Origin of the sequence: Paenibacillus polysaccharolyticus, from assembly GCF_900102085.1 — a bacterium.
In the GTDB taxonomy this organism is placed as follows: Bacteria; Bacillota; Bacilli; order Paenibacillales; family Paenibacillaceae; genus Paenibacillus; species Paenibacillus polysaccharolyticus.
Genome location: NZ_FMVM01000001.1, coordinates 102635 through 128691, shown reverse-complemented (window position 1 = coordinate 128691; position 26057 = coordinate 102635). Strand labels below are relative to the sequence as shown.

Here is a 26057-nt window from a genome sequence, read left to right as displayed (position 1 = left end):
AATGATAATGGTCATGGTGTCATGAAGATTCTCACATGTAATGATAAAATTTGCAGAGGAAATGATAATGAGCACTAGGATAAAGCTTGATACATCAGGTTTTTTCTTTACTCAATGATAAACAACGATCTGAAATTCCTTATTTGTTGATAAGTAAACATTACTTTTTAACTGATATATCTTATGTGCGAAGCTAATTATGATTGATATGGGCAGATTACGGGAACGCATTATTCTGATATAATTGACTTGATAGATAATGACGAATGAAATCACCTTTGGGAGAGATTAATAGTGGATAATGTATCTTTGCTCAAACTAGGGTTAACTCAAAACGAGAAAAACTTATATGATAAGAACAAAGTTGAATATAACAAAAGAGTGGGGAACATGCTCAAGGCTAGTAGAGCTAATGCCAAGAACTCTCAGTGTCTTATCTGTGGAAAAGATTGTAGCAGCTTCTGTAATTCACATTCGGTTCCCCAGTTCTGTCTTCAAAACATAGCTGAAGAAGGTAAGTTTTACCATTCTGGTAATTTAGTCGATATGCCTATGGTAGATAAAGAAAAAGGAATAGGTGAGGCTGGTACTTTTAAAATAATTTGTAGAGAGTGTGATAGTTCAGCTTTTAGTGATTATGAAAATCCTGAGGCTTATTATCAAGAACCGACGGACAAGATGCTTTCTCAAATAGCAATGAAAAATTACCTGAAAAGTATTAGTAAAAGACAATTGGAAATTCAAATATACAGAAATATGACAAAAGAATTCGGCGAATTGCAAATGTTAAGTCAAATGGAAGGAGTGGGATCATTAGATTTAGAGGAATACGTTGACGAGTTTAGTTATGCTAAAAAAGCATGTCAATCAAAATGGGATAATAATTATTATTTGTCTTATTTTCACTCCGTTCCTTATGTTGTTCCGATTGCATTTCAGAATAATATTGCCCTAGTTTCTGATCTTGAAGGTGGTACTATTAATGACATCTACAATCCTTTAAGCGAATATGTAATAAAAAATATCCAGATATGCGTCTTTCCGCTTAAAACCCATAGCATAATAATGATGTTTTGTAGAAATGGTGAAAATAGATACTCAAAGTTTTTTAAACAATTTAGAAAACTTTCGACTGAAGAAAAACTAAAGGTCATTAACTACATTATTTTCCTTTACTCCGAGGATTATTATTTCTATAAAGGAATCAATCAAGAAATTATTGGCAATGAAAACCTGAAAGATGTAGCAAAAACGATCCCTGTTTCTATTGCTGATAGTCCGTTCGCAGATTCATTAACAGCGGCAAAGGAATACTATGATTTGAATAAAAGAGATTCCATTCCGAATTTTTTAAGTGAAGCATTTAAGGTAATATGAATTGAAGATTCACCATAAGCGTTCCCAGCCAGTCCGGTGTTGGGAATGCTTGTTTGTTTTGGGATATTAACGTGTTTCCAGTGTATTTTTCTTGAATCATAAGAAATGAGACGGGAAAGACTATTTAACAAAGGGGGCTAAAAATGGGCTGGGTAGAGATCGTCACGGCAATTATGGATGCTTATAAGGAACGTGAAAAGTCGCAAAATGACAAAGAGGCTATTAATTCAATTATCAGAGCGATTTACGATGCAGCTCAGCAAGTGACGAATGACATAACGGCAAAACTAGAACAAATGCGCTTACAAAGAATTGAAGGGATTTATCTGGGTTTGTTTCTTAACTTAAAGGACTATAAACCTGACTCTGAGCACAAGAATTTACTTGAGAAAATTATTTATGACGCTAATATGGCAATAGGAGAAATTCGAGTCGTATTCGAGAGTGCTACAGAATTTCCGATTTTACGCGATGCACTTGATTTACTCACTATTTTGACGTTTCTAAGAGCAACTGCTATGTCTGAAGCGAAATTTACTTTTAATGATAACCATGATGATATGGTGAGAGAAATGTTTACGTATGTACTGGATGGTACTAATCGCGTATTGAGTATACAAGAAGAGAAGTGTAGGAAAAGTTTTGAGAATTGGGACTACTGTGAAAAAAACGCGATAATTGTCCCTGGTGGACCTCTTTGTTTTCCGTTTCCTGATCCACCAGAGTTGCCCCAATATCCACTTCCTGGTTGTAGCCCCTGCGGTGAACAGCGTATAGAAATGAAACGTGACAGAGTTGTACGCGATCAGATAATCAATCAAAAGAAACACGTCGAAGAGGGGTTAGCGAAGGTTCCAATTTCAAACATGAAAAAGGTGTAGTGAAATATTCTGCTACACTTTTTTCATGTTTAAAATCTATTACATAATAAAATAATGGATACATTATAGACATTGAAGTCCGTCACAACATATTATTCGCGTTTGCCATCGTTTATGTTTACAATCGTATTTTATTTTGTAACAATTGAATGAGAGAACTTAGCTTATTCAACTACAAATAATTGGAGGAGCATATGATTGATAAAAAATATCAAGTATTTATTAGTTCTACATACTCTGACCTAGTTAATGCGAGAAAAACCACTTTTGATACCATACTGAGCTTGTATCACTTTCCTGTGGGAATGGAAATGTTCGGTTCAGATGACGATGAGCAATGGAAGTTTATTGAGAAGACGATTAGAGACAGTGATTATTATCTGCTCATCGTAGGACACCGTTATGGTTCATTGAGTCATGAAGGGATAAGCTACACAGAAAAAGAATTCGATTTTGCAAAGGAACAAGGTATTCCTATTATTGCATTTGTAAGAGACCGTGATATGCCAACGTCACCAAAGGAAAGAGATCGTGATATATCTTTGGTTGAAAAATTGGATAAGTTTATTGATAAAGTTCAAACAGGTAGGCTCGTTTCTTACTGGGATACCGAGGATAAGCTGGCGGCTGAAATCGCAAAATCTCTTCCTAAAACTATGGTGAATCACCCGAGAACTGGGTGGGTTCGGGCTGATAAAGTCTTAAGTTCGGAAAGTGTTCAGGAACTTTTCAATCTTAGCACCGAGAATCGAAAATTGAGAGAGGAGTTAGAGGGGTTAAGAAAACTTAACTCTAATTTGCCTGAGATTAAATTACTACTTAACAATTTTAATTCTTTGAATTTTACTCTTAAGAATCCTATTCTCAACAATGAAGTGAAAATCATTAATATGCAAGAAATAGAAAACAGGTTGAAGCCTTACGTAATTGAGAGTGAGATAATTGAATACAATACATTTATTGGTTTAAATACAGAGACAGTTGATCGATATAATAAAGAACTTAGAAGAAGCAAACATATTGAACTAAATAAACAGAATTTAAATTTTACGGTTCATAACGTCGGGAAAAGTCTCGCTAATAACATATACGTTGATATAGAGTTTCCAAATGAAATTCTTATTTTAGAAATTGACTACGAGCATCGAGAGCCTAGAAGTATAGCCGGACTACCTGAAAACCCTCTGATTTCTATGGAGCAGAAGGCTAATAACGCACTTTATGGTAATGATGCACTTTCATTAATGAAAAGATATAATGTAACATCGTTATTGGAATTTAATAATAATAAGAATTACAATGTTCTATTGAAACCAGCTCGTTTCAATACTGAAACATGGTCAAAATTATCGAATCAAAAACTTACATTAAGGCTTAATTCTTTGACTCATACGCGTAGAACTTCATTTGACGATGAATATGTTATTATCCCACTTAAGAAGGGAACTTTTGAAATAATAGCTACAATTATCTGTAATGAATATGCTGAACCTACAACAATAGTGATTCCTGTTAATGTGAATTAAACAAAAGATTCCTCTCGAGTAATAGGGAGGAACCTTTTAAGTTTTCTACATCAACATAGTAAATATTTAATTGAATGACTTTATATCAACTGACATATAATATAGTGGTACCTATAATCATTAGGGGAACGTCACTTTACTATATTGGAGAGATAGAGAATAGACTAATATTAGTCATCTTTAATAAATAAGTATATTTCCAGTTGACGATAGCCTAAATAAGATGGGCTGATGACTACACTTCCTTATCTTTTAAAAGTGTAAACAACCTAAGAATACGGAGGCTTGAACATGAAAGTAGTTTCACCTGAAAACACGTATGCTGTGATTATTGCAGTTGAAGAATATCAATTTGGTATTAAAAAGGTAGAGTATGCAACAAATGATGCAAAGGCATTTAAGTTCTGGCTTAATGAGTATTTGGGTGTGCCAGATGATAATATAAAATTATGGATTAACACTGACGTTACAAAAACAAGGTTGGAACATGAATTAAAATATGAAATACAAATGCTTCAAGAAGATGATCGTTTTATTTTTTATTATGCAGGGCACGGATTTTTTGATAATGGTCAAAATAAGTTTACGGCATGGGATACTCATCCTGAGAATTTAAAGGAAACATCTGTATCGCTGAATAAAGTGTTGATGGAGCCTCTTCGAAATTCGCCCTGTAACAAGAGCTTACTCTTTGTAGATTCATGCTCCTCTTTTATAGAGGGACTAGATTTAGGACGTGATTTTATTGCAGGAATGCGACATGATGAATTCATTGAATTTATCCGATCGAGTAACTACCGTGCGGCTTTTTTCTCGTGTTCTCGTGGTGAAAAATCATATGGTAGCTTAAATCTAAAACATGGGATATGGACCTATCATCTGCTTCAGGCTTTAAAAGGAGAGGTCGATGAGGCAATTGACCGACAGTTTATTACAAGTTCTTCACTCCAGAATTATTTGAGTACGGCGGTACCTAGGTATATTCGCGAACGAACAGAAATAAGAGGGAATCAAAATCCATGGGCAGAAATTTCGAGTAGTAATACCTTCGCTATTTATGAGATACCCGCTGATGATAACAAAGGATTTTCAGTTCCGTTTGCCGGTCTTGGACTAGCACAAGAGGATATGTTTTTTCGTAAGGTAGAGATGCGATTAATTTCAAAACTTCCTGGATATTCCAAGTCGGTCCATTTTGTACCTAATAGATTATCCAGAGAGACAGATCAATTTATTTCTAATAGAATGGATCAAATAATACTGGATGAAATAGAACATATTTATAATAAATGCAAAAGTGTATTAGGACTTCGACGGAAAGATATAACTAGATCGGATAGAAATATTGATACTCGTTATTTTAGGTTTTCAATTGATACACGTCAAAATCCAAATGAACCTTCTGAAGCTCTTATTATACGGAAGTTATATTTAAACAACCAAGTTAACGAAACTCCACCTGAAGGAATAGAGAATGTATTTCCTATTATGCCAAATGAAATTGTTTTTCCAGTGTATGGTGAAATGGACTACAATGAAATTGTTGATAAATTTGAAGATGTTGAGGAACAGATTGGTGGCACTTTAGAAGAAGATGAAAATTCCGGACTTATTGAATACTCAACATCTGATGGAGTGAAATTTATTCTCTCAACAAATGATCAGGAGCTTATAATGAAGCCGAAAGTTTCTCAAAATTTGACAATTATGCTAGCAACGGTTGGGCAAAGTTTTCACAGATTAGCAGATGCTGATCAGAAATTAATTGAATAAATTATTTGTTTGTAGTTTATTTGGCATTAATATTACGATAGTGCCTGGTAGAAAGTGTCCGATGATATTTAAAAATTGTCCAAGAAAAGAATTTAGCACCTTTAAAAAGTCACTGATTCAGTGACTTTTTTTCGTTTGTTTTCATGGGTATTATATACGCCGGAATAAGTTCATAAGTTTTTACAACGCTATATAATTGATTAACAGTAGGTTCGCTTAAATTTTTTTGTTATCCTCTTAATGCTGAGACTTCATACAGTCACATTTGATTGAGACATCCGCATGGGTTGTAATGTTCTTATATGAGGTGACAATACAAGTGAATCTGATAAAATAGTGATGAAGATTTTCCAACACTTAAAGAATAAAGGTGAGGTAAAAATGTCTTGGAGAGAATCATGTAGTAAGTACACGGCTATCGGAAAGGGTTCTTATGGAATGGTCTATGAGTTGTTTAACAATGGGGTCTCGACAGGACAGGTAGTTAAAGAGTTTAACGACGGAGAATTTCGAGATAAACGAAGGTTTCTAAGAGAAATAGATATTTTATTAAAACTCCATTTTCATCCAAACATCATAAATATAATTGAATATTCTAAGTCTGACGATTCTCCATGGTTTAGGATGCCAAAAGCACCATATACACTTCATCATTATGTTAAAAATTCTGTTGAATCGTTAACTGAAGAAGAAGCAATTTATTTAATAGAGCAGATTTTAGAAGCGCTAGAACACGCTCACCAACATGATATTTTACATCGTGATCTGGCTCCATCTAATATTTTATTATTTCCTGATGTAATCTCAGGTCAAGTAACATTGAAAGTTGCTGATTTCAGTTTGGGAAGAGATTTCACTTCTGAGTCAGCGCCTCTTACCAAAACTATAGATATGGGATTAGGTCAGGATGGCTTCGTTGCACCAGAGCAGCATGAACAAACAAGCCAAACAACCGTTCAATCTGATATTTATTCAGTGGGTGCGTTGTTGGCTTTTATGTTGACAAAAAAAGACCCAAGGCTATACAAGCCAACTGGAAGAATTAGAAGTATTATTGATAAATGCATGGATACTGAGTTAACACGAAGACCAAAGGATATCAAAGCTTTAAAAGAAATGGTGATTTACTACAAGAAAATAACAAGTAACAAAGTTAGGCGTAATATAGAAGATATTATAAGTGAGTACAATCGGTATAAGCTTCTCAATTTTGATTATATGAACGATTTGAGTAAACACTTGCTTAACTATGAAGAACATTCACAAGGAGGATGGACCTATAACTTGTATTTTAAGCCTTTGATTAATATTCGTTATGATTTGATTACATATTGGTGTCAGAAAGCAGATATGTACTCAGTACACAAATTTGTTCAGAATTATTGTAAGCAGTTACTAAGAATTAACAAACAAACAGGCTGGGGTTTCAAGGCAATGGAGAAGCTAGGGGGTTTTATTATGGGAGTGTTCAATAATGTTTCTTACATCGACACTAAATTACTCATATTTAGAACGATAATAGAATGTAGATGTGGATTTCCAGAATTGAGCGGGCATTTAAAGGAGCTTATGTCGAAGGAATATGATGTAGATAATTTAACCCATTACTCGATGCTTATTTTAGAAAAAAAAGAAACATTGCTGGAATATCGTGATGACTATGAAAATTCAATAAGACATTACAGTTTCATTGAAGCTCTAGAAATACTGTGATGGCGTATCATCAATGATCCACACGTGAGGAACGTAGATTGAAGTAGCTGCTACGAGAGCAAAGAATAATTTTTATGTATTTTCTCTAAACAATCCAAGTGAGCAGTCTGTTTTTATAAAATAATTAAAAATGCCATTAAAAATTGGGTGAATAAGTTATGGAAATGACATTTGGTAAATATAAAGGTAGATCTGTTGAAGAAGTACATCGCCTCAATCCTAGTTATTTTAAGTGGATGAAAGAGAAGGGACTGACTGAGAAAGATGAATATATTTATTACATAGAAGTAATGCCTCAAGAAGACCCTGAATCCTTTGAATGGGATGTAGAGGTGCGCACAGGGTACAAATGTTGGTCCTGCAAGGGAGAAATGGATATTTTACTATTATTTAATCCTGAAGTTATGAATGAACTAAGAGAGGGCTACCCATTAATCAGTGATTTGGCATATAGTAAACCGAGGACAATGATTGAATTAGCAAATCGTTTTGGTGTGAAGCTACAAGAGCGTTTTAGTAAAATGACTGGAGATAAATATGTCATGCATATTTGTCCACATTGTAACTCACACCAGGGGGATTATCATGTGGTGGAGGATAACCATCAGAATACAACAGTAAGTAAGACTATAAAAATAAATTTTGATGTTTCTAAAAAAATCTGGAGAGAAACATAAGTGTAAGAGGATATTTATTGTATTATTACCCCCAAAAGGGGTACCTAACATGAGGATGGTAATTGAACAAATAACAGATGAGCAGTTATATAAATGTATACTCTCTGCTGAAGTGGATTTTGAATTCAGTTTTTATAGTGGGGGAGAATTTATATTAATGAGTTGGACTAATGTAGATAAGTGCTTAAGAGCAGTGCCGTGGCTGTACGTGTATCTAATTTACATAGTGGAAGAAGATACAGTTACGAGATTTTTAATATCTATTGTTTGTTCATTTTTGTTTACTATATATGTAATTGTTAATAATAAATCCAATGTAAACAGTTCTGTGTGGAGAAAGTATAAATTTGCTCCATTTTGTGTTGTGATATTTTCGTTGGCAATATTAAATTTATATAGTTCTTTTTACTTCCTAATCGGTTTAATTACAATAACTTTCTTCAGTTATAAAATATTTGAGTTTCTTGGTGATAAATTTGAGTCATTTCTACATGAAAAATGTGGGATGCCATTAAATTTAACAATGTTATTAAAATTAGTAGTATGGTTTGTTGGTTTCTTTATGTTTATCATGTTTTTTTTCTTGTTTGTTTTTTGGTATGTGAGTCTTTACCCAAATGACGCATTATCTTTAATGATATTAGATTTGCAGTTGGATTTAGAGTCCAGTTTAATGATTTATATTAGTATTACCGCTTTTTCGATAATAATTGCAATATTTATAATAGATTATCTTATTAAAATGATTTTCTATGACTCTAAAATTACTGATGTGAAAGATATGGGGAGACTTGGAATTCAAAAGCTATTTTTTAAAATTTTTATCACTATCGTATTTGCTGATTTGTGCTATTCGCTAGTATATATAACCTTTTCAAGTATGAAGCCAGCTCAGTTTGACACCACATCAGATATGTGGTTACTATACCGCAATTATGTGAAGGCATTTTATTATGCATTTTGTCTTCATTTTGCAATTCCTATGCCTACAGACTCTTTCTATATCAACATGGACACTTTTGTTAGAAAGACACCTTCGATGCACATCATCCAATTTTTTCATTTTTGTATCAACAAAATTATTGATATAACTATGCTGTCCTACATGGCTGGTATTGTACTATCTTCTCTAAATATCAAAAAAAATAAATAGTATTTGATGTGAAATTAAAGAGCTCGAATTTTATATTAAGTGGGACTAAAGCCTGTATTCCAAGTGAAATGGAACACAGGCTTTTTTTATTATGATTCAGTATAACGTGAAGTGCGACTTATCCTACGTGATAAACAGAAATTTGCCTATATAGACGCTATCTTTAGGATTGATTTCTTGTGCAACTAAGAATTGCCATCATTTATGTTTACAACTATGCTTTATTCTGTAAAAATCAAAAATGAGTACCAAGTCTGTTCGTTGACAATCGCAGAAGTAGAGTAGAAGCAATGTAAATTCAATACACTAAGTTATAGGAGAAATGATATGCCTCTTCAAAAATTACTTAATAAACTTACGGGTAGAGACAAATTAGTGTCGGAGATAGAGACGTTATCTTTAAAAAACCAAAGAATGCACGAAGAAAATTCAGTTTTGCAAAACAAATTAGCAGCTAAAGCCACTAAAATAAAGCAATTACTTAATGACAATAAAAAGTTGCAAGCTTACATTCTAAAGAATGAAAGGGAAATGCAGGAGTTAAGGCTGCTAATCGGAAGAGTGGTTGAAAGTAATGAAATATATAAAAACCAGTACGGAGAAGTAACAAGCTCCACCAATGAGAAGCTAATTGGTGAATGGGATGTAGATAAAAATTTCTTCGACCATATAGAACAGATCAAAGGAAATCCCTTCAATCAACATCAAGTAGAAGCAATTCGATATCCAATGGAGAGAAGTTTAAGAATTATAGCCGGAGCTGGAAGTGGGAAAACCGAAACGATATGTGCAAAAACAGCATATTTGACGACGATGGAAAATGTTGAAGCATCAAAGATATGCATGGTTACGTTCACAAGAAAAGCAGCGGATGAAATGAATGATCGTGTAAATTTATTTTTGGGAACTGATAATTCAAAGGTGATGATTGGAACTTTTCATGGTGTCTTCAGATCATTGTTTGAACAACTTCTCAGGATTATACCAGCGCTTGCATCAGTTGGAGTCACCGGTCAGAAGGAAGATGATAGTGATGAAAAGGCAAGTAAATTATTTCAACAACTTATAGAAAAGTATAATCTTTTCGTTTTTGATAAACAAGAAAATAAAAATATACGCCAAAGGATCGATTATTGGACCAACCTTGGGTACAGTCCTGAAGAAATGATGACTTTTGTTGCTAAACATTACGATAGTTTAGAATCCGAATCAGAATATCCGATTCACAAACGATTTTACGACTTATACATGGAATTTATCCAAATACGGACTGAACAGCAGATTGTTATATTTGATGATTTTCTTCTTAATCTATATCGGGCTTTACAACAATATGAGTCCGCTCGCAAGTTCATTCAAAATAAGTTTGAGTACATATTCGTCGATGAATTTCAAGATATCAACCCACTTCAGATGGACATTTTAAAACTGATTTCACCACCAGATGGCAGTGGGGCTAAACTAATCATTGTAGGAGACGATGACCAAAGCATATATGCATTTCGAGGGTCGGACCCTAAATTCATTAAACAATTCCATGAGTTATATAACACATATACCATTGAATTAATGATGAACTATCGCTCAAAACAGAACATTGTTCAGGCTGGGAATCGAGTGATTATCTCAAACGCTCACGATAGAATTAAAAAATCTATGACACCTTTTCATAATGCTGAGGGCGATGCCTATATTTGGGCAGCGAACAATCCAGTCGATGAGGCAAACTGGATTATTTCAAAAGCTCAGAAGTTAGGTGAAGAGAAACAATTTAAATTTAAAGATAAAGTAGAGATTGTGAACTACACTCTTTCTACCATCCTATATCGTTCCGTTGGTCAATTACAAAGTGTTTATCAGGTACTTGATCATCGAAGTATACCGTATGTCATTGAAAATAATGCTGATGTAATGGGGATATTCAATATCTCTGAATTGAAAAAAGCTTTTGGTATTTGGTCAAATTTAATGAAAGCAAATGCGTTAATTCAATCGAATTGGAGACCTTTGTTAATTAACATAGCCAATGCTTACTACATCAAGAGCCAGGAAGTGGATCATTTTCTGGTACAAAATGATTTTTCGAACGTTCAACATATGCTTCGGAAATTTGTAGAATACGTTAAGAAATACAATAAAGGAAATGATATTGTTTTGCTTGAAAATTATTTGAATGGTATTTTCAAGCTTATTAAAAGGAATCAAGTTGACATTATGGAGTTCATTGAGCCGCTCCTTCTTTTTCCAACAAATAAGAAAAATTTATCGAAAGAAGAGACCGATTGGATAAAAAAAGAGTGTACAATTTACAAGTCCTGGCGTGACTTGAATGGGTATCACCAAAGACTCAAAGAAAAAAGTGAAAATATGAAAAAACATTTGGAACTATACCATAAGGGTGAATACAATGCACTATACTTTTTAACGATCCATAAAAGCAAAGGACTTGCTTTTAATAATGTCTTTGTAATCGGTGTACATGACGGGGCATTACCTTCTAATCGTGCAGTAGCATTGAGCAGCGTGGATATGAATGAATGCAAGGAAAAGGCAGAACCGCCGACCACACATGAGGAAGAACGAAGATTGATGTATGTGGCTGCTACTAGGGCGAAGAATAATCTATATGTTACGTTCCCAAAGACGATTCAAGACAAACCAAGCAAGAGGTCTATTTTTATTAAAGAGTTAAGAATGCCGTTAAAGAACGGTTGAAATCCATCATGAATCTGGTTTTTGCAGTTTTCACTCGTCAGACTATGAGGGGATGAATGAGTATGAATAAAAAAATTAAAGTATCACATGCAGTAATTGTGCTAATTTTAGCCATTGCCGTCGGATACGGCATTTCTGCAAATAAAGAAGAGACATTTTCCCATGTATCCAGCACGTCCGCAGTAACGCCTTTCAAATTTACCGCGAGTGCCATGAAGAAATCATTGATTGATAGCGGTTATGAAGTTCGTAATGAGCGTTTAGAAACGCTTGATGCGTACGTCGGGATCTATCAACAAGATAAGCTTGAAGTTCGATTCGATATATACCATACTCGAGATAATGATCAGATTGATTGGGTAGAAGTTCTTGTAGATGCATCAGGGTATATCGATCTAAACAATCTTGACGCACCGACGAACCCAAAAGTAGTTGAAGCAACAACAAAAGCAGCTGCGGAAGTTTTTAAGTTCCCTTTCTTTAGTAAGGATTCAGAAGAGTTTAAAACCTTGACTGCGTGGGTGGATTCGAATGCTTCAAAACCAACAAAGAAAGGTAAACTTATTGAAACGAAGATAGGGGATTTATATTTTACCATGTACGGACAACCATATATGCGATTTTTAGAAATAACAACTAAGCGGAAAGAATAAGATTTGACGACAAAAACAAAGGAAAGCTCAGAGGTTTGCTCTGGGTTTTTCTTTACGCCATATGTGAAGTATTTCATAGCTTGTTTTTGTCATCGGTTTATAAGGCTAAAATCATTTCAGTGAAGGTAAGAGTTCATTTTCAATCCACGGCTCAATATCCGCTGGATTTTTGAATAATCTCCTTGGCTTATCATTGACGAGCAAATAAAACTCATAATCGTAATCATTCACCTTTATATCAATGACAACTTCAGCAATCAAAAGTCTTATTTGAAACCGATGTAATCTTTGATATTCATATCCATGTTGTTTAGCCCAAAAATTTAGTTGTAAAAAACATGATTCGGCAACTTCAATGGATTCTGACCCAAGCTCGTTAAGTCTGGTACAGAAAGCTTCATAAATAGCAGGATCACCTTGGTTTTTCCACCAAGCGAAATTAAGGCGAACAAGCTCATTAACCATTTTGCTTATATCTCTTTTCTTTTTATCAATTGGTTCTATATTCAGATCCATTTCACGTTCTTCTCCTTCTATGTGTTAGATGGAATTATTTTGACTCGAGAACCATCAATCTAAATCCGATTTATCCTTTAATCATTCTAATAATTGTAGTATGCACTAGTTGTGTGGAATATATTTCAATTTTTATTATAATAGGTTGAACATTGTTCATTATACTTGCAAAAAAGGGAGGGGATTTACACATGGAACCTCTATATAAAGCTTCGCATTTTGAAAAAGCGATTCAGAACAAATGGCATGTTATCGTCTACCAGCAAGAAGAAGTTTTGGATGAAGGGGGGATCATTGAACGTCAGACATTGAAGACGGTTGTTATTGGTGGGAATCATTTCATTAAAGAAAATTGTCAGTTTTTTGCTAGAAGCAGTTAAAACGAACCTCACGAACAATTCCACGAGAACGATATAACATCGATGATAACAAAAAAAAGAGCCGCATCCGCGGCTCAATTACGTTAGAAGTTAAGATGTAGTAAAGGTTTAATGTGCTCAGAAGCTTTACTAAATTGGTCTGAAAACTCCTTCGAATTTTTGTATTCTTTAGGCAAGTTATTCAAGAATAATTTGACTTGTTCAGCCACTTTTATGAGAATTTCTGAATCTGCATGTTTGCCTTTTAATTGATCTCTTACAAGATAACCATACTCATCCCTAAATATTAAAAAGTCATTGATAAGGACATTTAGTTCAGGGGAATTTTTAGAGTTTTCTTTTAAAAGGGTTAATCGATCATTCACTAAAATAATCGACGTATACACATCGAACATTTGCTCAACATCGATATTAGATGATAGTTCACTGGTTTGAGAGAGTGTATTATCTAATTTTTGTACTCTCGCAACAAAACCAGTATAATACTGCGAATTAACTTCAAGTTCTTTCTTACTGATTGAGTTTTCTATGAAAACAAAAGTTGAAGCAGCAATAATCAAGAGAACGACAACAACTATGATGATCTTAGATTGTTTTTTCATCATCGTTAATTCAACGTATGGTTCACGTACGCATAGTTTGACCATATTTTAAGAGGAATTATGGTGTTGGCTGTATATAATCCATACTGTACCCGAGCTTGAGGCGCAACGTTAATTTGATTACCATTCGCCACAGTGAAGTGGAATTCTGCTGCTGCCCCAGAATTCTTTTTGGAGCCTATAACCTGGTTAGCATCTTTCCAACTAATGTTGTTAGACAAACTAGCATTAGTTGGATTTAAGAACGTTAAGGTACCGTTTTTGGGATTGGATAAGTTTTGTTCCGTACCCGAAGTAAAACCATTGGCATAGTTCTCCGCTAACTTACCCACCAAACTTACTCCAGGAATTCGATAATCAATCAAGTCAAAAATAAAGGAATCCACGGAATGCTTCTTCACATTATGACCAGGATTGGTTTGGATTAAATAAAAGTCTCTATCACTACTTGTTGTCGTTGTTTTCATCTTGGTCTCAATGGCAACCACTGTTGGTGCATAGTAAGGGCTGTATTGAGCGTTAAGAGTATCCAGTCTTGCCCAGGCTTGTATCGATGTATACCCTAGACTGCCTTGACTAGCCATTCTTGAGGAAGTAGCCATAACGACCGTACTCCAGCCATTAATGGCTTGATTTCCACTGTCGTAGTAACTGCTATACGCATTTCCTTTGTGGTAGTACTCCCCCATATTTTGAGCTTGTGCAGGTGCGGAGGAGATGGCAGTGAAAATGATCAAAGCTATAACAATTGCGATACTGGATTTGTTCATAGTTTTCATTAGAGAACATCCTCCTCAAAGTTGGCTTGCCCTCTGATGATGTCACGAATTTCTTGCGTCGCAAAGCTATCATCACCAAACATGAGTACAACAGGTCCATCTTCAATGGTACCCATAGTTACGCTGTAAATTCCTTCTCCGGTTTCGACAATACTTGTGAAACTAACTGTGGATGGAACGAGAGTACCATCATCTTGTTGGATTTCAGTTTCGAAACTTCCAGTTAACAGATGAGTGCCATTTTTTAATTCAAAATGAGAGACCAAAGAACTTAAAATGGATAAGTTATGTTTCTGACCATCCATATTAAGGTCAATACTACCACCGCTTCCAACAAGGTAGTCTCCATCACTTGTAAGTTCTTGATTTACCGTAATAGAATCTTTATTGAAAACTGCCCGCAATTTTTTAGTGAAAGTGGTCGCTTCGCTTTGTGCTGATTTCACATCAATGCCTAATTTTTTGCCAGTTTCAATATTTTCTCTCTTATCAAAGCCAGGTGGAATTTTTTTGGCATTAAAGTCTTCCTGAGTAGTAAATGTAATCGGAGTTGAAGCATCAAATGTAACTGGTTTAGAAGCAGCACCCACCCCTGCAAATAAACTTAAGCTAGTGACGAGGAGAAATAGTCCTCCAAGTGATATTAAAACTTTCTTTTTCCGCAATTAAGTAAACCCCCAACAATGTTTTTGTTATGTACACAACATTAGCGATACTATCACAAATAAAGGGAACAGATCCATCAGTACAATTTTCCAGTTGTTGTTTGGGATCAAGCCTCTTGTGATAAAAAACGCGATACTTTCATATAATAGCTCTCATTTAATTGAAAAGAGAGGTAGATATGAAATGAACATTGTACCTAGGATTAAGAAGGATGAAAGTTTGATAAGTTACGTATTACGTTTTATTTACGCGAATGGGTACACAAACATCAGAGGCTTTGCGAAGGATTGGGATGCGAGCGTTTCGGATATTCGAAATAACATTTTTAACCGAAAGGTACTGGGGACGATAACAGCATGGACGGGCATCCCCGTTTCCACATTAGAAAGCCACTCACATAATAAATGGGGAAGAGTCCCTAAACTTATTAACCGAAATTCGGTTAAATATTGCCCATCTTGCGTCAAAGAACGAGGAGTATATCATCAAAGTTTGTGGAATATTGAACCGGTAACTATTTGCCTGGAACATAATGAGCTACTGCTTGATTATTGTGTTCGTTGTAAAGAGAAGATCTCAATGGATCATTTTATAATGGATGTCTGTCCCCACTGTGAAGGCGTATTTTCATATGCTAAAGGACCAGTGATTTCAGATCCGCTAAGTTTGCAGGCGCAGGAATGGATTCAATCTTTGATACGCTCTGAGATAGCCGAATCGGATCAATTGCCCATTTTAAAAGGCATTACGGTGAAGGAGTATCTTACGCTGGCTAACCGGCTGAGTCATCTACTACAAGGGTGTCACAGTGTCGCCAACCATAGCTATGTTTTAAATGCATTTAAAAATACAAAAAAGTATCGCTCTAACAATGAAAGTGCCTATCATCTTCACACAAATGTATATCATTTGCTGGATGCTTTCCCGGTTAACTTCAAAAATACAATGGAACGCATAAGTGATCTATCACCTAAAATAAGAAACATCAAAATCAAGGCATGTCTTCAACTTCAGTATGACGCCGGGCTAAAACCAGTTTTCAAGCTTCTCGCTCCTCTGCTATACATCCCTTCTCACTGTATTCACAAACCGTCTAATCCTCGGAAGGTCCCGGATACATTGCAGAAACATTCCCATGAAGCAACCAAAGTGGCTTGTGCAGCGAATCATTATATTATCTTGGATCAAGAAGTTCCGGCAGAAGGATTTATACGCCGGTCAGAAGCAGCGAATAGATTGGGGGTAAGTGACAAAGTTCAGCTCAATGAATTTATCAATAACAAGTTATTAACCCTGTACCAGTTCAAGAAAAGTCAATATTACATCAATGAAAGGGAGTTTGAACTTTTCCTTAAGAATGTTCGTGGAACGTATCAGGCGGATAGTAAGGGAAGAACCTTGCATGAATTCTTAATGCAATTTAGGTCATATAAATTAAAACTTGTAGAACTCGTAGAAATGATTTTACAAGGAAAAATTAAACCAACGTGCCCGGTGAAAAATGGGAAACTCTCGGACGTAGTCTTCTCACATGAGGAATTACTGTCTTGCCGTACGCTTCTGATCCATCGAAGACGTGATCAAAAAGGGTATACGAAAGAGCAAGTGGAGCGATTGTTAAAAGTGGATTATGCTACTCTCTTAGGTCTCGAACGCTTAGGGATACTTCAGCCGAAAGAGGAATTGTTCTATACATCTGGAAAGCGAAGAATATCGTATTATGATCCCGAGTGTATAGAACGTATACAGGAGCGATATCTGACCATTGATCAAACTTGCTCTTTGTATGGTATATCCAAAACGGTCATTCAAAAGTGTTTCAGAGAGGGAAAGTTACATGATAGTTTTCATGGGCTTACCAAAAAATATATTGTTGATCGCCACGAAATTGAGCGTTGCTTAGAAAATCGAGATCTCTGTTAAGGGGTCTTTTTTTTTGTCATTGAACATATAAAATTTGCAAAAGGTGATAGAGATAAACGTATCACAAATAATTTAATGCATATTCCATTACTGTAAAATGCTATAATACAGATAGAGAAACGAGCATTTAAAGTGCGAAAAGGAGAGAGCTTTTTATGAGTGCAAAGTCCAAAATTATCTTCAAACTAAGTTGTAATAATAATGAATGTTATATTTTCTTTTTGTATGGACAAGCAATTAAATGGCAAAGTGAAATACCTGTTCATATATTGGAAGATGCAATAGAGGAATCTAATCGGTTTATTGATTTCTATTATGTAAAGAAGTCACAGAACAATTCTTCCTTTACACCTTCTCGGAAAGTTGAAGTTCAGAACCGCGCAAATATAAAGTACTTTAAAATTTCTCAGGCAAACCTTTTGAGTGAAAATCACATAATTGAAAATGGTACCTTTAGTCTTGTAATTCATGAGATTGAGTCGAATGAAACGTAAGAAATTTCTGTACATACCCAATGAGTACAGCATATCTTTCAAAAAAGGAATCCTTTTGAAAATTGACTTCTGCTCTTTTTATAGTTGTTCCTTGTAAGCTTTTTAGTTCACAAGTAAAGGTTCTATGGTCTACTGAAATGAAGATAGTTGATTCATCATAATCTTTTTGAAAGTGATAAATTTGTCCTGTTTTCGTGAAACCTTCATTGATCAGAATAGTTTCTATACTAAACTCTCCGTTTTTAGTGATTAAATGAATAAAACTCATGGTCAGTCACCTCGTCTATTATTTTTATTAATATGAATATTGTTCATATTCGGAATTACCTCCTTTGAACTTTTATAATAATGGAGTTACATAAATCACTTTGCTTAAATTAATGGGATTAACCATACTGGAGTGAGACAGATGAAAGAAGAACAAGATTGGAGCATCATTCCTTTCTCCGAATTTAAAAAGGTACTTGAGGAAATAGAAGATGAATTGTATATCATGTACCCTCATTCGCTTCAAGATCATATAACAACAGGACCACAACAATTGAGAGTGTTTCGCCGACATGAGAAAAGACAGCACATCATAGGAGACATGAAAGTATTACTTTCTGCTGTAAACGAAGGGATAAGAAGAAGCAATTCAGAAGTGTTTTCTTTCGGATCGTATCCGGAATTACAGCGGAATGTCGGAAGAAACTTAAAACAACAACTGGCAGACCAGGGCATAACGCAGAAAGAAGCAGCACAAAGATTAGGAATAACAGATTCAGCGATGTCTCAGATTATCAATGGACAAGTCTCTCTAAACATAGAGAGCTTACTAATGATTCAAGCAAAACTGGGTATCTCACTTGAAGATATCACAAAAAACATCAAGTGGGATATGGATAGCTTTGCGGCTTCCAATCCCTTGTCAGTGCCAGCTAATCAATCCGAATTGATGGATTGGTCGCCGTTCAGAAAAATTATGAATGATCTCTTAAAACAATATTCTGAAACTGAACTCAAAAGTTTACTGCGTAAGCTAGCTAAGTTGTCGGATAAAATCGACAAAGAGTACATTTCAAAACCCATTAAAGAGTTAGATACACTTCTAAAGCAAGATGCGCTCCACCAGGAGGACGAAGACAAGGGATTTAAGGTTGATAATACGGTCCTGGAATCGTATCAGCATATTATTGAACAACTCCGAAAAGCACTCGCAAGTTATCCCGCAGGTATAGAAACGACACTGAATGATATTTCAGTGTACCTTGATTTCATCATTAAACGAAATAAAAATCATAAACAAGCAGATTAAGAAATGCTTAACTGAAAACACGAAAAGGCGCTGTTGTAGCGCCTTTTTTTTGTGGTGCTCTAAAAATAAAAAATTTAAAAGCCCGAGAAAGTTGATTTCAAAATTATGATTACCTTGTGGAAGGCGTCTTCAGGACTAGTCATAATTTTTTTTACTCTGAATATAGTAGGAGGGTTACGATGTTGCTTCAATTTTTACCTGCTGTGAATGCGGACGAAAGTTTTATGAGTTTAGCACTGCGTATGGCGAAGGAAAATGGGCATCAGACGTTGCAAACACTTATAAATAGAGGGGAGAGATGGTTTGATTACCGTGCGAACTTGAATTATTTCAAAGAAAATACTCTTTGGAATCAGCCACTTGTCGATCTGTTAAAGGAACACGGGTACTCAAGTTTAGAGAGGCATTTGCTAAACCAATTTGATGCCGTCTTATTTGGTGGGCTGTCACCGACACAACGTCAGTTCATGCAGCATTATCATCAAACAAAAACCAAGTACTGCCCCAGATGTTTAGAGGAAGCTTGGTATCATCGGCTCAGCTGGGATGTTGCCCTTTTCGGCGTTTGTTTAAAGCATAAGGTGCAGCTCGTAGAGCATTGCCCTTGCTGTAGCCGCGTCATTCGCTTGGACAATCTCATTGGAAGAGGATGTAATTGCGGATTTGGTTATGCTGACTTAATCAATACGGAGGTACCGCCTCCTCGAGTTTTGTCGGCGCAAAAGACCATCCAAGATGTTTTACATGGCAAGCTCAGCTCGGTTCCCATTGAAGGTGGACATACTTTGTCGCCACAACAATATTTTGAAGGGCTTCACTTGTTTATGAAAATGCTGGACAACATGCCGGTGCAAGTGCTCCCGTGTCCGGATCTTAATTTAGATGTTCAGCGTCTAAATTACAATTTGGTCAAAGGAGAAAAAATGAGCAATCGAATGTTCACGGTTTTATCTACACTTGCACATGAGCTGCTCACTGCACCCTCCATGTATTTTAAGGAGGTTGTTTATCAAGTGGAACTTGCAAAAGCAGCACAGCGTACAAAATCCACCACACGAGCCAAACGAGAGATCTTTGACAAACTTATTGGCAACGAAAAATTCTATGTACACCGGAAACTTTATCTAGAAGTGCATAACGAACACCACAATGAGTTTGTTCGTATGCTTACCGCGACCAAGGAAGACGAGCGAAAATATTGCTCTCTTCTTTACGCCAGGCAAAAAATCTTACACTGTGATGATATTCGTCTGCATCAGTTTAAAGAACTGGGGCTTCTAACTTTTATAGAAAAACGCTTTGGTGAGAAGAAAATTACACTCGTAGAGCGAGCCGAGGTCGAAGCCCTAGCCCAAAAACGGTCTCAATTACTCACAACCGGAGAGGTAGGAGAACAACTTGGTATTTCCTTGAAAATGGTGGTTAAACTGGCTCAGTCGAAGCTATTGGTCATGGACCATGGTCCTGAAAAGGATGGCTACGGTAGACGAGTATTTATGCCAAAAGCAGTGGAAGATTTTCTGGTACGTTTGAATACGGCTTGTTCTTCAGTGAAGGACAAGACAAAGAAATGGATGCCACTTGCTCAGCGTGACATTACGGCTTTGTATTACCATGCAAGTTTTAGTGATGTGGTACAAGCGGTTTTAAGTGGTCGAATTCAAGGAGCAAAGACAAGTCCCGTTGTTAAGTCGTTTGAAGATGTTGTTATTTCATCTTCAGATCTTGCACATTTTTACAACCTGAAATCAACGAGCCGAAAGAAAGGAGCATAAAACATGCAAACGATTAGTCTCATCAGAGGAACTCGTTTTCAAAAAGAAGACGTAGTCTTTGAAATACAAAAAGAAACACTGCCAGGTCATTTTATTATCAAGAATTTAGCGGAGAACAAGGAGATCACGATGGATCAAAGTGAATTGATTGCTTTATATGGAAAAGGCATCATTCGCTTTGAAGTCACCGGCTCTTCCACGCAACTTATGGAGCTAGGTCTTCGGGAAAATCGGATCATTGATTTTTCCATGCTGCCGGATGATCACAAAGAAATAGCGCGTACACGGTACCATGCAATCCAGCCATTTTTATCGGAGTCACGTAAAAACATTCAGCCTAAACTTGAGCATCGCGTTCAGGAACTCAAATTAGAAGGCGTAAATATCGAGCCTTTAACGCTGCGAAGATGGCTGTACGCTTTCTTAGATAGTGGACAAGATATTACGTCCCTTGTTCCAAACACGCTACAAAGAGGAACTGGGACGAGGCTATCTCCAGAGATCGAAAAGGTTATCGATGATTGCATCGATAAGATGTATGCGAAAAGAGAGCGCATTACAGCCAAGGATTTACATGCAAGAGTTCTTGTGGAGATTGATAAGAAAAACAGGTTTCGAGAAGAGCGAGATAAAATGGATTTACCATCGTATAACACGATCACTAGACGCATTAAAGATAGAGATCCGCACCAGATGATGGAAAAACGAGAGGGAGAGAAATATGCTTTTGACAAGTTGGGCAGTGTAGCCGTTCTGAATAAGCCGAAACAGCCCTATGATGTTCTCGAAATTGACCACACGAAAATGGATCTGTTTGTTGTAGATGACGAGACAGGACTGCCACTCGGAAGACCATGGCTTACCCTTGCCATTGATAAGACGACGGGAGCAATTGCAGGCATCTACGTTGCATTTCATTCTCCATCGTATGTCTCTGTCATGAAATGCTTACTTCATGCCATGACACCGAAGACGTATGTAAAAGAGCTTTATCCCGATATCAAAAACGAGTGGAATATGTTTGGAGTGCCTAAAGTGCTGCGGATGGACAACGGTAAAGAATTTCAAAGTCGTTCGCTCAAAGATACATGTGCGCAGTTAGGGATTATACCAGACTACTGTCCTCCCCGTAAGCCTTGGTACAAAGGAACGGTGGAGCGCACGTTTCGTACGATGAACCAGCAACTCTTTCATAAAACACCAGGTACGACATTTTCGAATGTCATGGACAAAAAGGATTACAACCCAGAAAAAAACGCAGTTGTGGGTTACCATACCTTTTTGAAGCTTATTCATCGGTGGGTCATTGATGAATATCTGCAGCAGCTACACCGCGGCGTGAAAGGTATACCCAATGAACTGTGGCAATCCGGCATTGCCCAGTGGGGATCACCGCCGCTACTATACGCAATCCCTGATTGGCACATTATTTTTGGTAAACTTCGAGAAAATGCAAGCATTCAGCGTACGGGAATTCAGTACAAGCATATGTTCTATAACTCGGCTGAGCTTCAAAACCTGAAATTTCAATTACTTAAAAAAGGAGCTGCCCATGTACGATTTAAATATGACCCGTATGATATGTCTAAAATATTCGTTTATGACGAACGGGTTAAACGGTATCTGGAAGTGCCCAATAGCGATCAGGAATACTCCAATGGTTTAACCGAATTTAGTCATGACTGTATTTTAAAACGGATTCGTCAGGCAAACAGCCATGCCAATCAGCTTGCCCTCGCTCAAGCTAAGGAGCGTTTTATGGAGGAGGTTGCAAAGGAAATGAAGCTGACCAAAGGGGCTCGTGCAGCTGCACATACTCAGCTTTCTTCAGCTCAAATCATTGAGAAGAAGAAAAAAGAGAGCGTGGATAAGGAACACCAAGCTGCAGTGGAGGAGAGAAAGGCGTTTAAGATGCTGGATGAAGCAAATGATTCCGACTGGGAGGTAATCAGCAAATGAAAACTATTGATCATGACAAGCTTAAATTTATAGATAGCATTCGGGTAATTCATCCAAGATTTAAAAAGGCAATGGATGCAATTGAAGAGATTCACCAGGAATCTCTATATTCCGATGCCCCAAGTTCACTTCTTATCCATGGGGATACAGGTAGTGGAAAGACAACGTTACTCAAAACGTATATTGATAGACACATGCATGTGAGCAGCGATGTTGTCGAAGGCATACGTTATTCGACTCAAAATATTCTTCACTTGAGCCTTCCTTCCCCAGTCAAATACACGATACTAACAGAACGTTTGCTTCAGGAACTGAAAGATCCGTATCCCAACAAAGGGACTGTTGCACAAAAAGGAGATCGCTTAGTCAAATTGATCCGAAAAAATCGTGTTGAGTTAATTATGCTCGATGAGTTTCAGCATTTCGTAGATCGTGATCGCCGTAAAGTCATGTTAGGGGTAACGGATTGGTTTAAATCCCTTATGGTTCAAACCCAGATACCGGTTATATTTTTTGGGCTAAGTGAAGCAACAGAAGTCCTTGACCTGAATCCTCAGCTCAACCGCCGGGTGATTCGAGAAGAGATCCGACCGTTCAGTTTGGAAACGGAAGAGGATCGTACCGAGTTTCAGCGTCTGATGTTTGAACTTGATAAAAAGATAACAACGGTATTTGAAACGACCTCGAATTTAGCGGATGAAGAGTGCTGTGAACGATTCATGTATGCGACAAACGGAGCTATGCATTCCATCATGTTATTGCTTCGTCAAGCTGCTAAGAACGCGCTGTCTCGAGCTGCAGATTGTATTGAGCTCGTTGATTTGGCAAGAGCCTATGAACGTATCAGCCACATCAATGATGGTAAAGATTTAAATCCATTCGCGATGAGAGACGTACACTTGCTGAGGAAGCAAGCTGAATAAAACAAGCGCCATTGGCGCTTGTTATACATATTATTCATATCTTCAACATAAGTGAAGATGGCTACTTCGTTTTCGTCTATTTCTGTCTCAATATTCTTCATAGATATATCCGATATTATTTTATTTTTAACTTGTTTAAAATTCAATAATATCGGAAGTGATGGGTTTTGAGGAACTTTGCTTCATTGATATTCTTCACCGTAAGAAGATCGACTTCTAAATCGGTGATGAATTTGCTTTTCACAATACTATAATTATTGTTTTGAAGATTGCGGAGCATGTTCATTTCCATATTTGAGGGGTGATTGAGGCTTTCGAAAAGTTTCTTATACGAATTAACTTAAATTTTTAAATAACTTAACGTTATGAATAAGTATTCCTTTTGTGTATTTTCATATGTAATCAAAGCATAGGAGTATGAATGCCTACGCCCTAATCGAAAATGTAAAATTTAATGTTTTTTTACTTTCCTAAGAATGAAATTGTATCCGTTACTGGCTACAATGCTACCATCAATAGTAGTTCCTCCACTAATCTCCCAGCTGTTTAGCTCACTTGTATCATTTAATAAGCTTTTTATTTTGTCACAATACTTAGGTTCTTCGACTAAAGAAATTACTTTGTGATCTATTTTATTATTATTGAATTTCTTGACAATGTTTGCTATTTTATTTTCTTTAATAAAGTGATGATATTTAACATTTGCTGTTTTCTTGATATCATGAAGTTTTTGAAGCGACTTCGTATCTAATTCCTCTAATAAGATTATGTTAGTGGATTCTATGTGAAAAGTATATTCTCTTTTATCATTAAATTTTGAAAATCTCATCTTGATGTAATTAATCATTTTTGAAATACCACTTGGGTATGGGGTTTTTGTATTTGAATAGCGCATATAAGGAGAAATCAAAGCAAAATTAAGACAACGTTCATCGTCTTTTCCATAGAATACCTCAAAATCTTCATCCTGAAAATTATCGTATAATGTTAGTACATGAAGTGCTAGTAATTTTAATAGATCCTGTTCATTTTGGTAAGAGATGATTGTGTCTCGCATGTCAAACTGACTGATTAACTCACTTTTTTGATAATCTTGATTTATTATTGTTCTTATGGTGTGCTCTTCTTTCGATAAGTTCCAGATAATTTTCTGAAGTGAAACTTGAAATAAATACGATTTTAGGTTGAAGAGATACTCATCAGTATACTGAAGATCTTCTTCAATTTGTTGTATATATACCTCTTGCATGAAAACAAATCCTCTACATAAATATCCTAATTCTATGTCTTCCTTGTTAATCTCCTGAATTAATTTTTCAATCTCATTGAATAAGTGTTGCACATGGATGTCTGATTTTTGGAATAATTCTAAAAATGATGTGACATTGTTCTTTTCGAAATACTCTTTGATGTCATAGGAGTTGAAATAAAGTTTTTTAAATACGCTAATGCGGTGTGAAATGTATTCGATTAGTTTATTTATTACAAAATCGAATTTTTTTCTTGCATTATCATTATGTTTTTGTGTAACAATTATTTCATGTATCTCTTTGAGTTGAATTAAAGACTCTAAGTCGAATAATTGATTATAAACGTCAACTTGCCTCATAGTATATAATATTGTGCTTTCGTTCATAATTTCTATTTCGATATTAAATTCTGCTTCCATTTGAATTTTCCACTCGTCCCACCATTTTAAATCTTTTAATGTAAGATCTTTAGGCACTACTAGTGTCCAAGACTTCATGGAGAATTGAAGATTATTTGCAGCGCGTAAAAAAGACTCTTTTATCTTTTGGCGATTGAGCTTTGTCATGTAAAACTTACATTGATACACATCGATTTTTTTTGTAATGTTCCCTATATAGATATCAATACCTTCATCTCCAGGATGAGCTTTAACTGGGTGAACATTTCTTTTGAACTTTGCTTTCAACATTACAAAACATGCCTCTTCAAATTTAATTCTAGCTCCTGCTTCTCCATATTTATGGATATAATAATTAAAATCCCGTTCTAAATTCATTATAAAGAAAGCCTCCATTAACTGTTTACGTTGTTACTGTATATAAAATATATCGGATACAATTACTAGAACTTTTAACTTTTAATTTAGAGTAACAGAAAATAAAAGGCTCAGCTGCTATTCAACTTGATTTAAAACAAAAGTATCCGATTTTCAGTAGGCTAAGACAACTGAAGTTTTCAGTTTACTGTAGGAGGCGCTTCGTTTACAGGACAGATTAAGAGAGGATTGGAAGGTTTCATAATTATC

At 35.8% G+C, this 26057-nt stretch carries 21 protein-coding genes; 15 read left to right on the top strand and 6 right to left on the bottom strand.

Going from position 1 to position 26057, the window contains the following annotated elements; translation table 11 throughout:
* Positions 1-294 precede the first annotated feature (294 nt).
* The 9 genes from BLQ13_RS00565 to BLQ13_RS00525 all read left to right on the top strand — a co-directional run bounded on the left by BLQ13_RS00565 (position 295) and on the right by BLQ13_RS00525 (position 12468).
* Entirely contained in the window at positions 295-1377 is a 1083-nt protein-coding gene (locus BLQ13_RS00565) for a hypothetical protein (protein ID WP_090914908.1), read from the top strand.
* Positions 1378-1520: 143 nt separating this feature from the next.
* On the top strand, positions 1521-2258 hold the full coding sequence (locus BLQ13_RS00560) for a hypothetical protein (protein WP_090914906.1): 738 nt from the start codon (positions 1521-1523) through the stop codon (positions 2256-2258).
* A gap of 194 nt (positions 2259-2452) precedes the next feature.
* Positions 2453-3784, top strand: coding sequence for a DUF4062 domain-containing protein (locus BLQ13_RS00555; RefSeq protein ID WP_090914904.1), 1332 nt, complete (start codon positions 2453-2455; stop codon positions 3782-3784).
* Between the two features lie 291 nt (positions 3785-4075).
* Positions 4076-5557 (top strand): caspase family protein, encoded by a 1482-nt coding sequence (locus tag BLQ13_RS00550; RefSeq protein ID WP_090914902.1) that lies wholly within the window; start codon positions 4076-4078, stop codon positions 5555-5557.
* Positions 5558-5938: 381 nt separating this feature from the next.
* Complete coding sequence (locus BLQ13_RS00545; protein WP_167375601.1) at positions 5939-7270, top strand: serine/threonine-protein kinase; 1332 nt, start codon at positions 5939-5941, stop codon at positions 7268-7270.
* Between the two features lie 158 nt (positions 7271-7428).
* A complete protein-coding gene (locus BLQ13_RS00540; protein WP_090914897.1) occupies positions 7429-7947 on the top strand; it encodes an exodeoxyribonuclease X C-terminal domain-containing protein in 519 nt (172 codons plus the stop codon).
* A gap of 49 nt (positions 7948-7996) precedes the next feature.
* A complete protein-coding gene (locus BLQ13_RS00535) occupies positions 7997-9100 on the top strand; it encodes a hypothetical protein (RefSeq protein WP_090914896.1) in 1104 nt (367 codons plus the stop codon).
* 327 nt (positions 9101-9427) lie between these two features.
* The gene (locus BLQ13_RS00530) at positions 9428-11815 is read left to right on the top strand and encodes an ATP-dependent helicase (protein WP_090914893.1); all 2388 of its coding nucleotides are present in this window, start codon (positions 9428-9430) and stop codon (positions 11813-11815) included.
* A 62-nt stretch (positions 11816-11877) separates the two neighbouring features.
* Positions 11878-12468 (top strand): hypothetical protein, encoded by a 591-nt coding sequence (locus tag BLQ13_RS00525; protein WP_090914891.1) that lies wholly within the window; start codon positions 11878-11880, stop codon positions 12466-12468.
* A 111-nt stretch (positions 12469-12579) separates the two neighbouring features.
* On the opposite strand, the gene BLQ13_RS00520 is transcribed toward BLQ13_RS00525, so the two are convergent.
* Positions 12580-12984 (bottom strand): hypothetical protein, encoded by a 405-nt coding sequence (locus tag BLQ13_RS00520; RefSeq protein WP_090914889.1) that lies wholly within the window; start codon positions 12982-12984, stop codon positions 12580-12582.
* 191 nt (positions 12985-13175) lie between these two features.
* On the opposite strand from BLQ13_RS00520, the gene BLQ13_RS00515 reads away from it, so the two are divergent.
* Positions 13176-13364 carry a hypothetical protein gene (locus tag BLQ13_RS00515; RefSeq protein WP_090914888.1) on the top strand — a complete coding sequence of 63 codons (189 nt, stop codon included), beginning with the start codon at positions 13176-13178 and terminating at the stop codon, positions 13362-13364.
* A gap of 83 nt (positions 13365-13447) precedes the next feature.
* On the opposite strand, the gene BLQ13_RS00510 is transcribed toward BLQ13_RS00515, so the two are convergent.
* The 3 genes from BLQ13_RS00510 to BLQ13_RS00500 are packed head-to-tail and all read right to left on the bottom strand — an operon-like array spanning position 13448 to position 15410.
* Positions 13448-13969, bottom strand: coding sequence for a hypothetical protein (locus tag BLQ13_RS00510; protein WP_090914885.1), 522 nt, complete (start codon positions 13967-13969; stop codon positions 13448-13450).
* A 2-nt stretch (positions 13970-13971) separates the two neighbouring features.
* Complete coding sequence (locus BLQ13_RS00505; protein WP_090914882.1) at positions 13972-14745, bottom strand: hypothetical protein; 774 nt, start codon at positions 14743-14745, stop codon at positions 13972-13974.
* Positions 14745-15410, bottom strand: coding sequence for a hypothetical protein (locus BLQ13_RS00500; RefSeq protein ID WP_090914880.1), 666 nt, complete (start codon positions 15408-15410; stop codon positions 14745-14747). The genes BLQ13_RS00505 and BLQ13_RS00500 overlap by 1 nt, the downstream gene beginning before the upstream one ends.
* A 184-nt stretch (positions 15411-15594) precedes the next feature.
* On the opposite strand from BLQ13_RS00500, the gene BLQ13_RS00495 reads away from it, so the two are divergent.
* Positions 15595-17334: a TniQ family protein gene (locus tag BLQ13_RS00495; RefSeq protein WP_090914878.1), complete on the top strand. Its 1740-nt coding sequence runs from the start codon at positions 15595-15597 to the stop codon at positions 17332-17334.
* A gap of 453 nt (positions 17335-17787) precedes the next feature.
* On the opposite strand, the gene BLQ13_RS28190 is transcribed toward BLQ13_RS00495, so the two are convergent.
* Positions 17788-18096 carry a hypothetical protein gene (locus tag BLQ13_RS28190; RefSeq protein ID WP_139168824.1) on the bottom strand — a complete coding sequence of 103 codons (309 nt, stop codon included), beginning with the start codon at positions 18094-18096 and terminating at the stop codon, positions 17788-17790.
* Positions 18097-18237: 141 nt separating this feature from the next.
* Here BLQ13_RS28190 and BLQ13_RS00485 point away from each other — a divergent pair, with 141 nt between their 5' ends.
* The 4 genes from BLQ13_RS00485 to BLQ13_RS00470 all read left to right on the top strand — a co-directional run bounded on the left by BLQ13_RS00485 (position 18238) and on the right by BLQ13_RS00470 (position 23782).
* The gene (locus BLQ13_RS00485) at positions 18238-19125 is read left to right on the top strand and encodes a helix-turn-helix domain-containing protein (RefSeq protein ID WP_090914873.1); all 888 of its coding nucleotides are present in this window, start codon (positions 18238-18240) and stop codon (positions 19123-19125) included.
* Positions 19126-19304: 179 nt separating this feature from the next.
* On the top strand, positions 19305-20900 hold the full coding sequence (locus tag BLQ13_RS00480) for a TniQ family protein (RefSeq protein ID WP_090914871.1): 1596 nt from the start codon (positions 19305-19307) through the stop codon (positions 20898-20900).
* A 3-nt stretch (positions 20901-20903) separates the two neighbouring features.
* Positions 20904-22859, top strand: a complete 1956-nt coding sequence (locus BLQ13_RS00475; protein ID WP_090914869.1) for a DDE-type integrase/transposase/recombinase — start codon at positions 20904-20906, stop codon at positions 22857-22859.
* Positions 22856-23782, top strand: a complete 927-nt coding sequence (locus tag BLQ13_RS00470) for a TniB family NTP-binding protein (protein ID WP_090914867.1) — start codon at positions 22856-22858, stop codon at positions 23780-23782. Before BLQ13_RS00475 ends, BLQ13_RS00470 begins: the two co-directional genes overlap by 4 nt.
* A 451-nt stretch (positions 23783-24233) precedes the next feature.
* Here the strand turns inward: BLQ13_RS00470 and BLQ13_RS00465 are convergent, their stop codons facing one another.
* Positions 24234-25808 (bottom strand): hypothetical protein, encoded by a 1575-nt coding sequence (locus tag BLQ13_RS00465; protein WP_090914865.1) that lies wholly within the window; start codon positions 25806-25808, stop codon positions 24234-24236.
* Between the last annotated feature and the right edge of the window lie 249 nt (positions 25809-26057).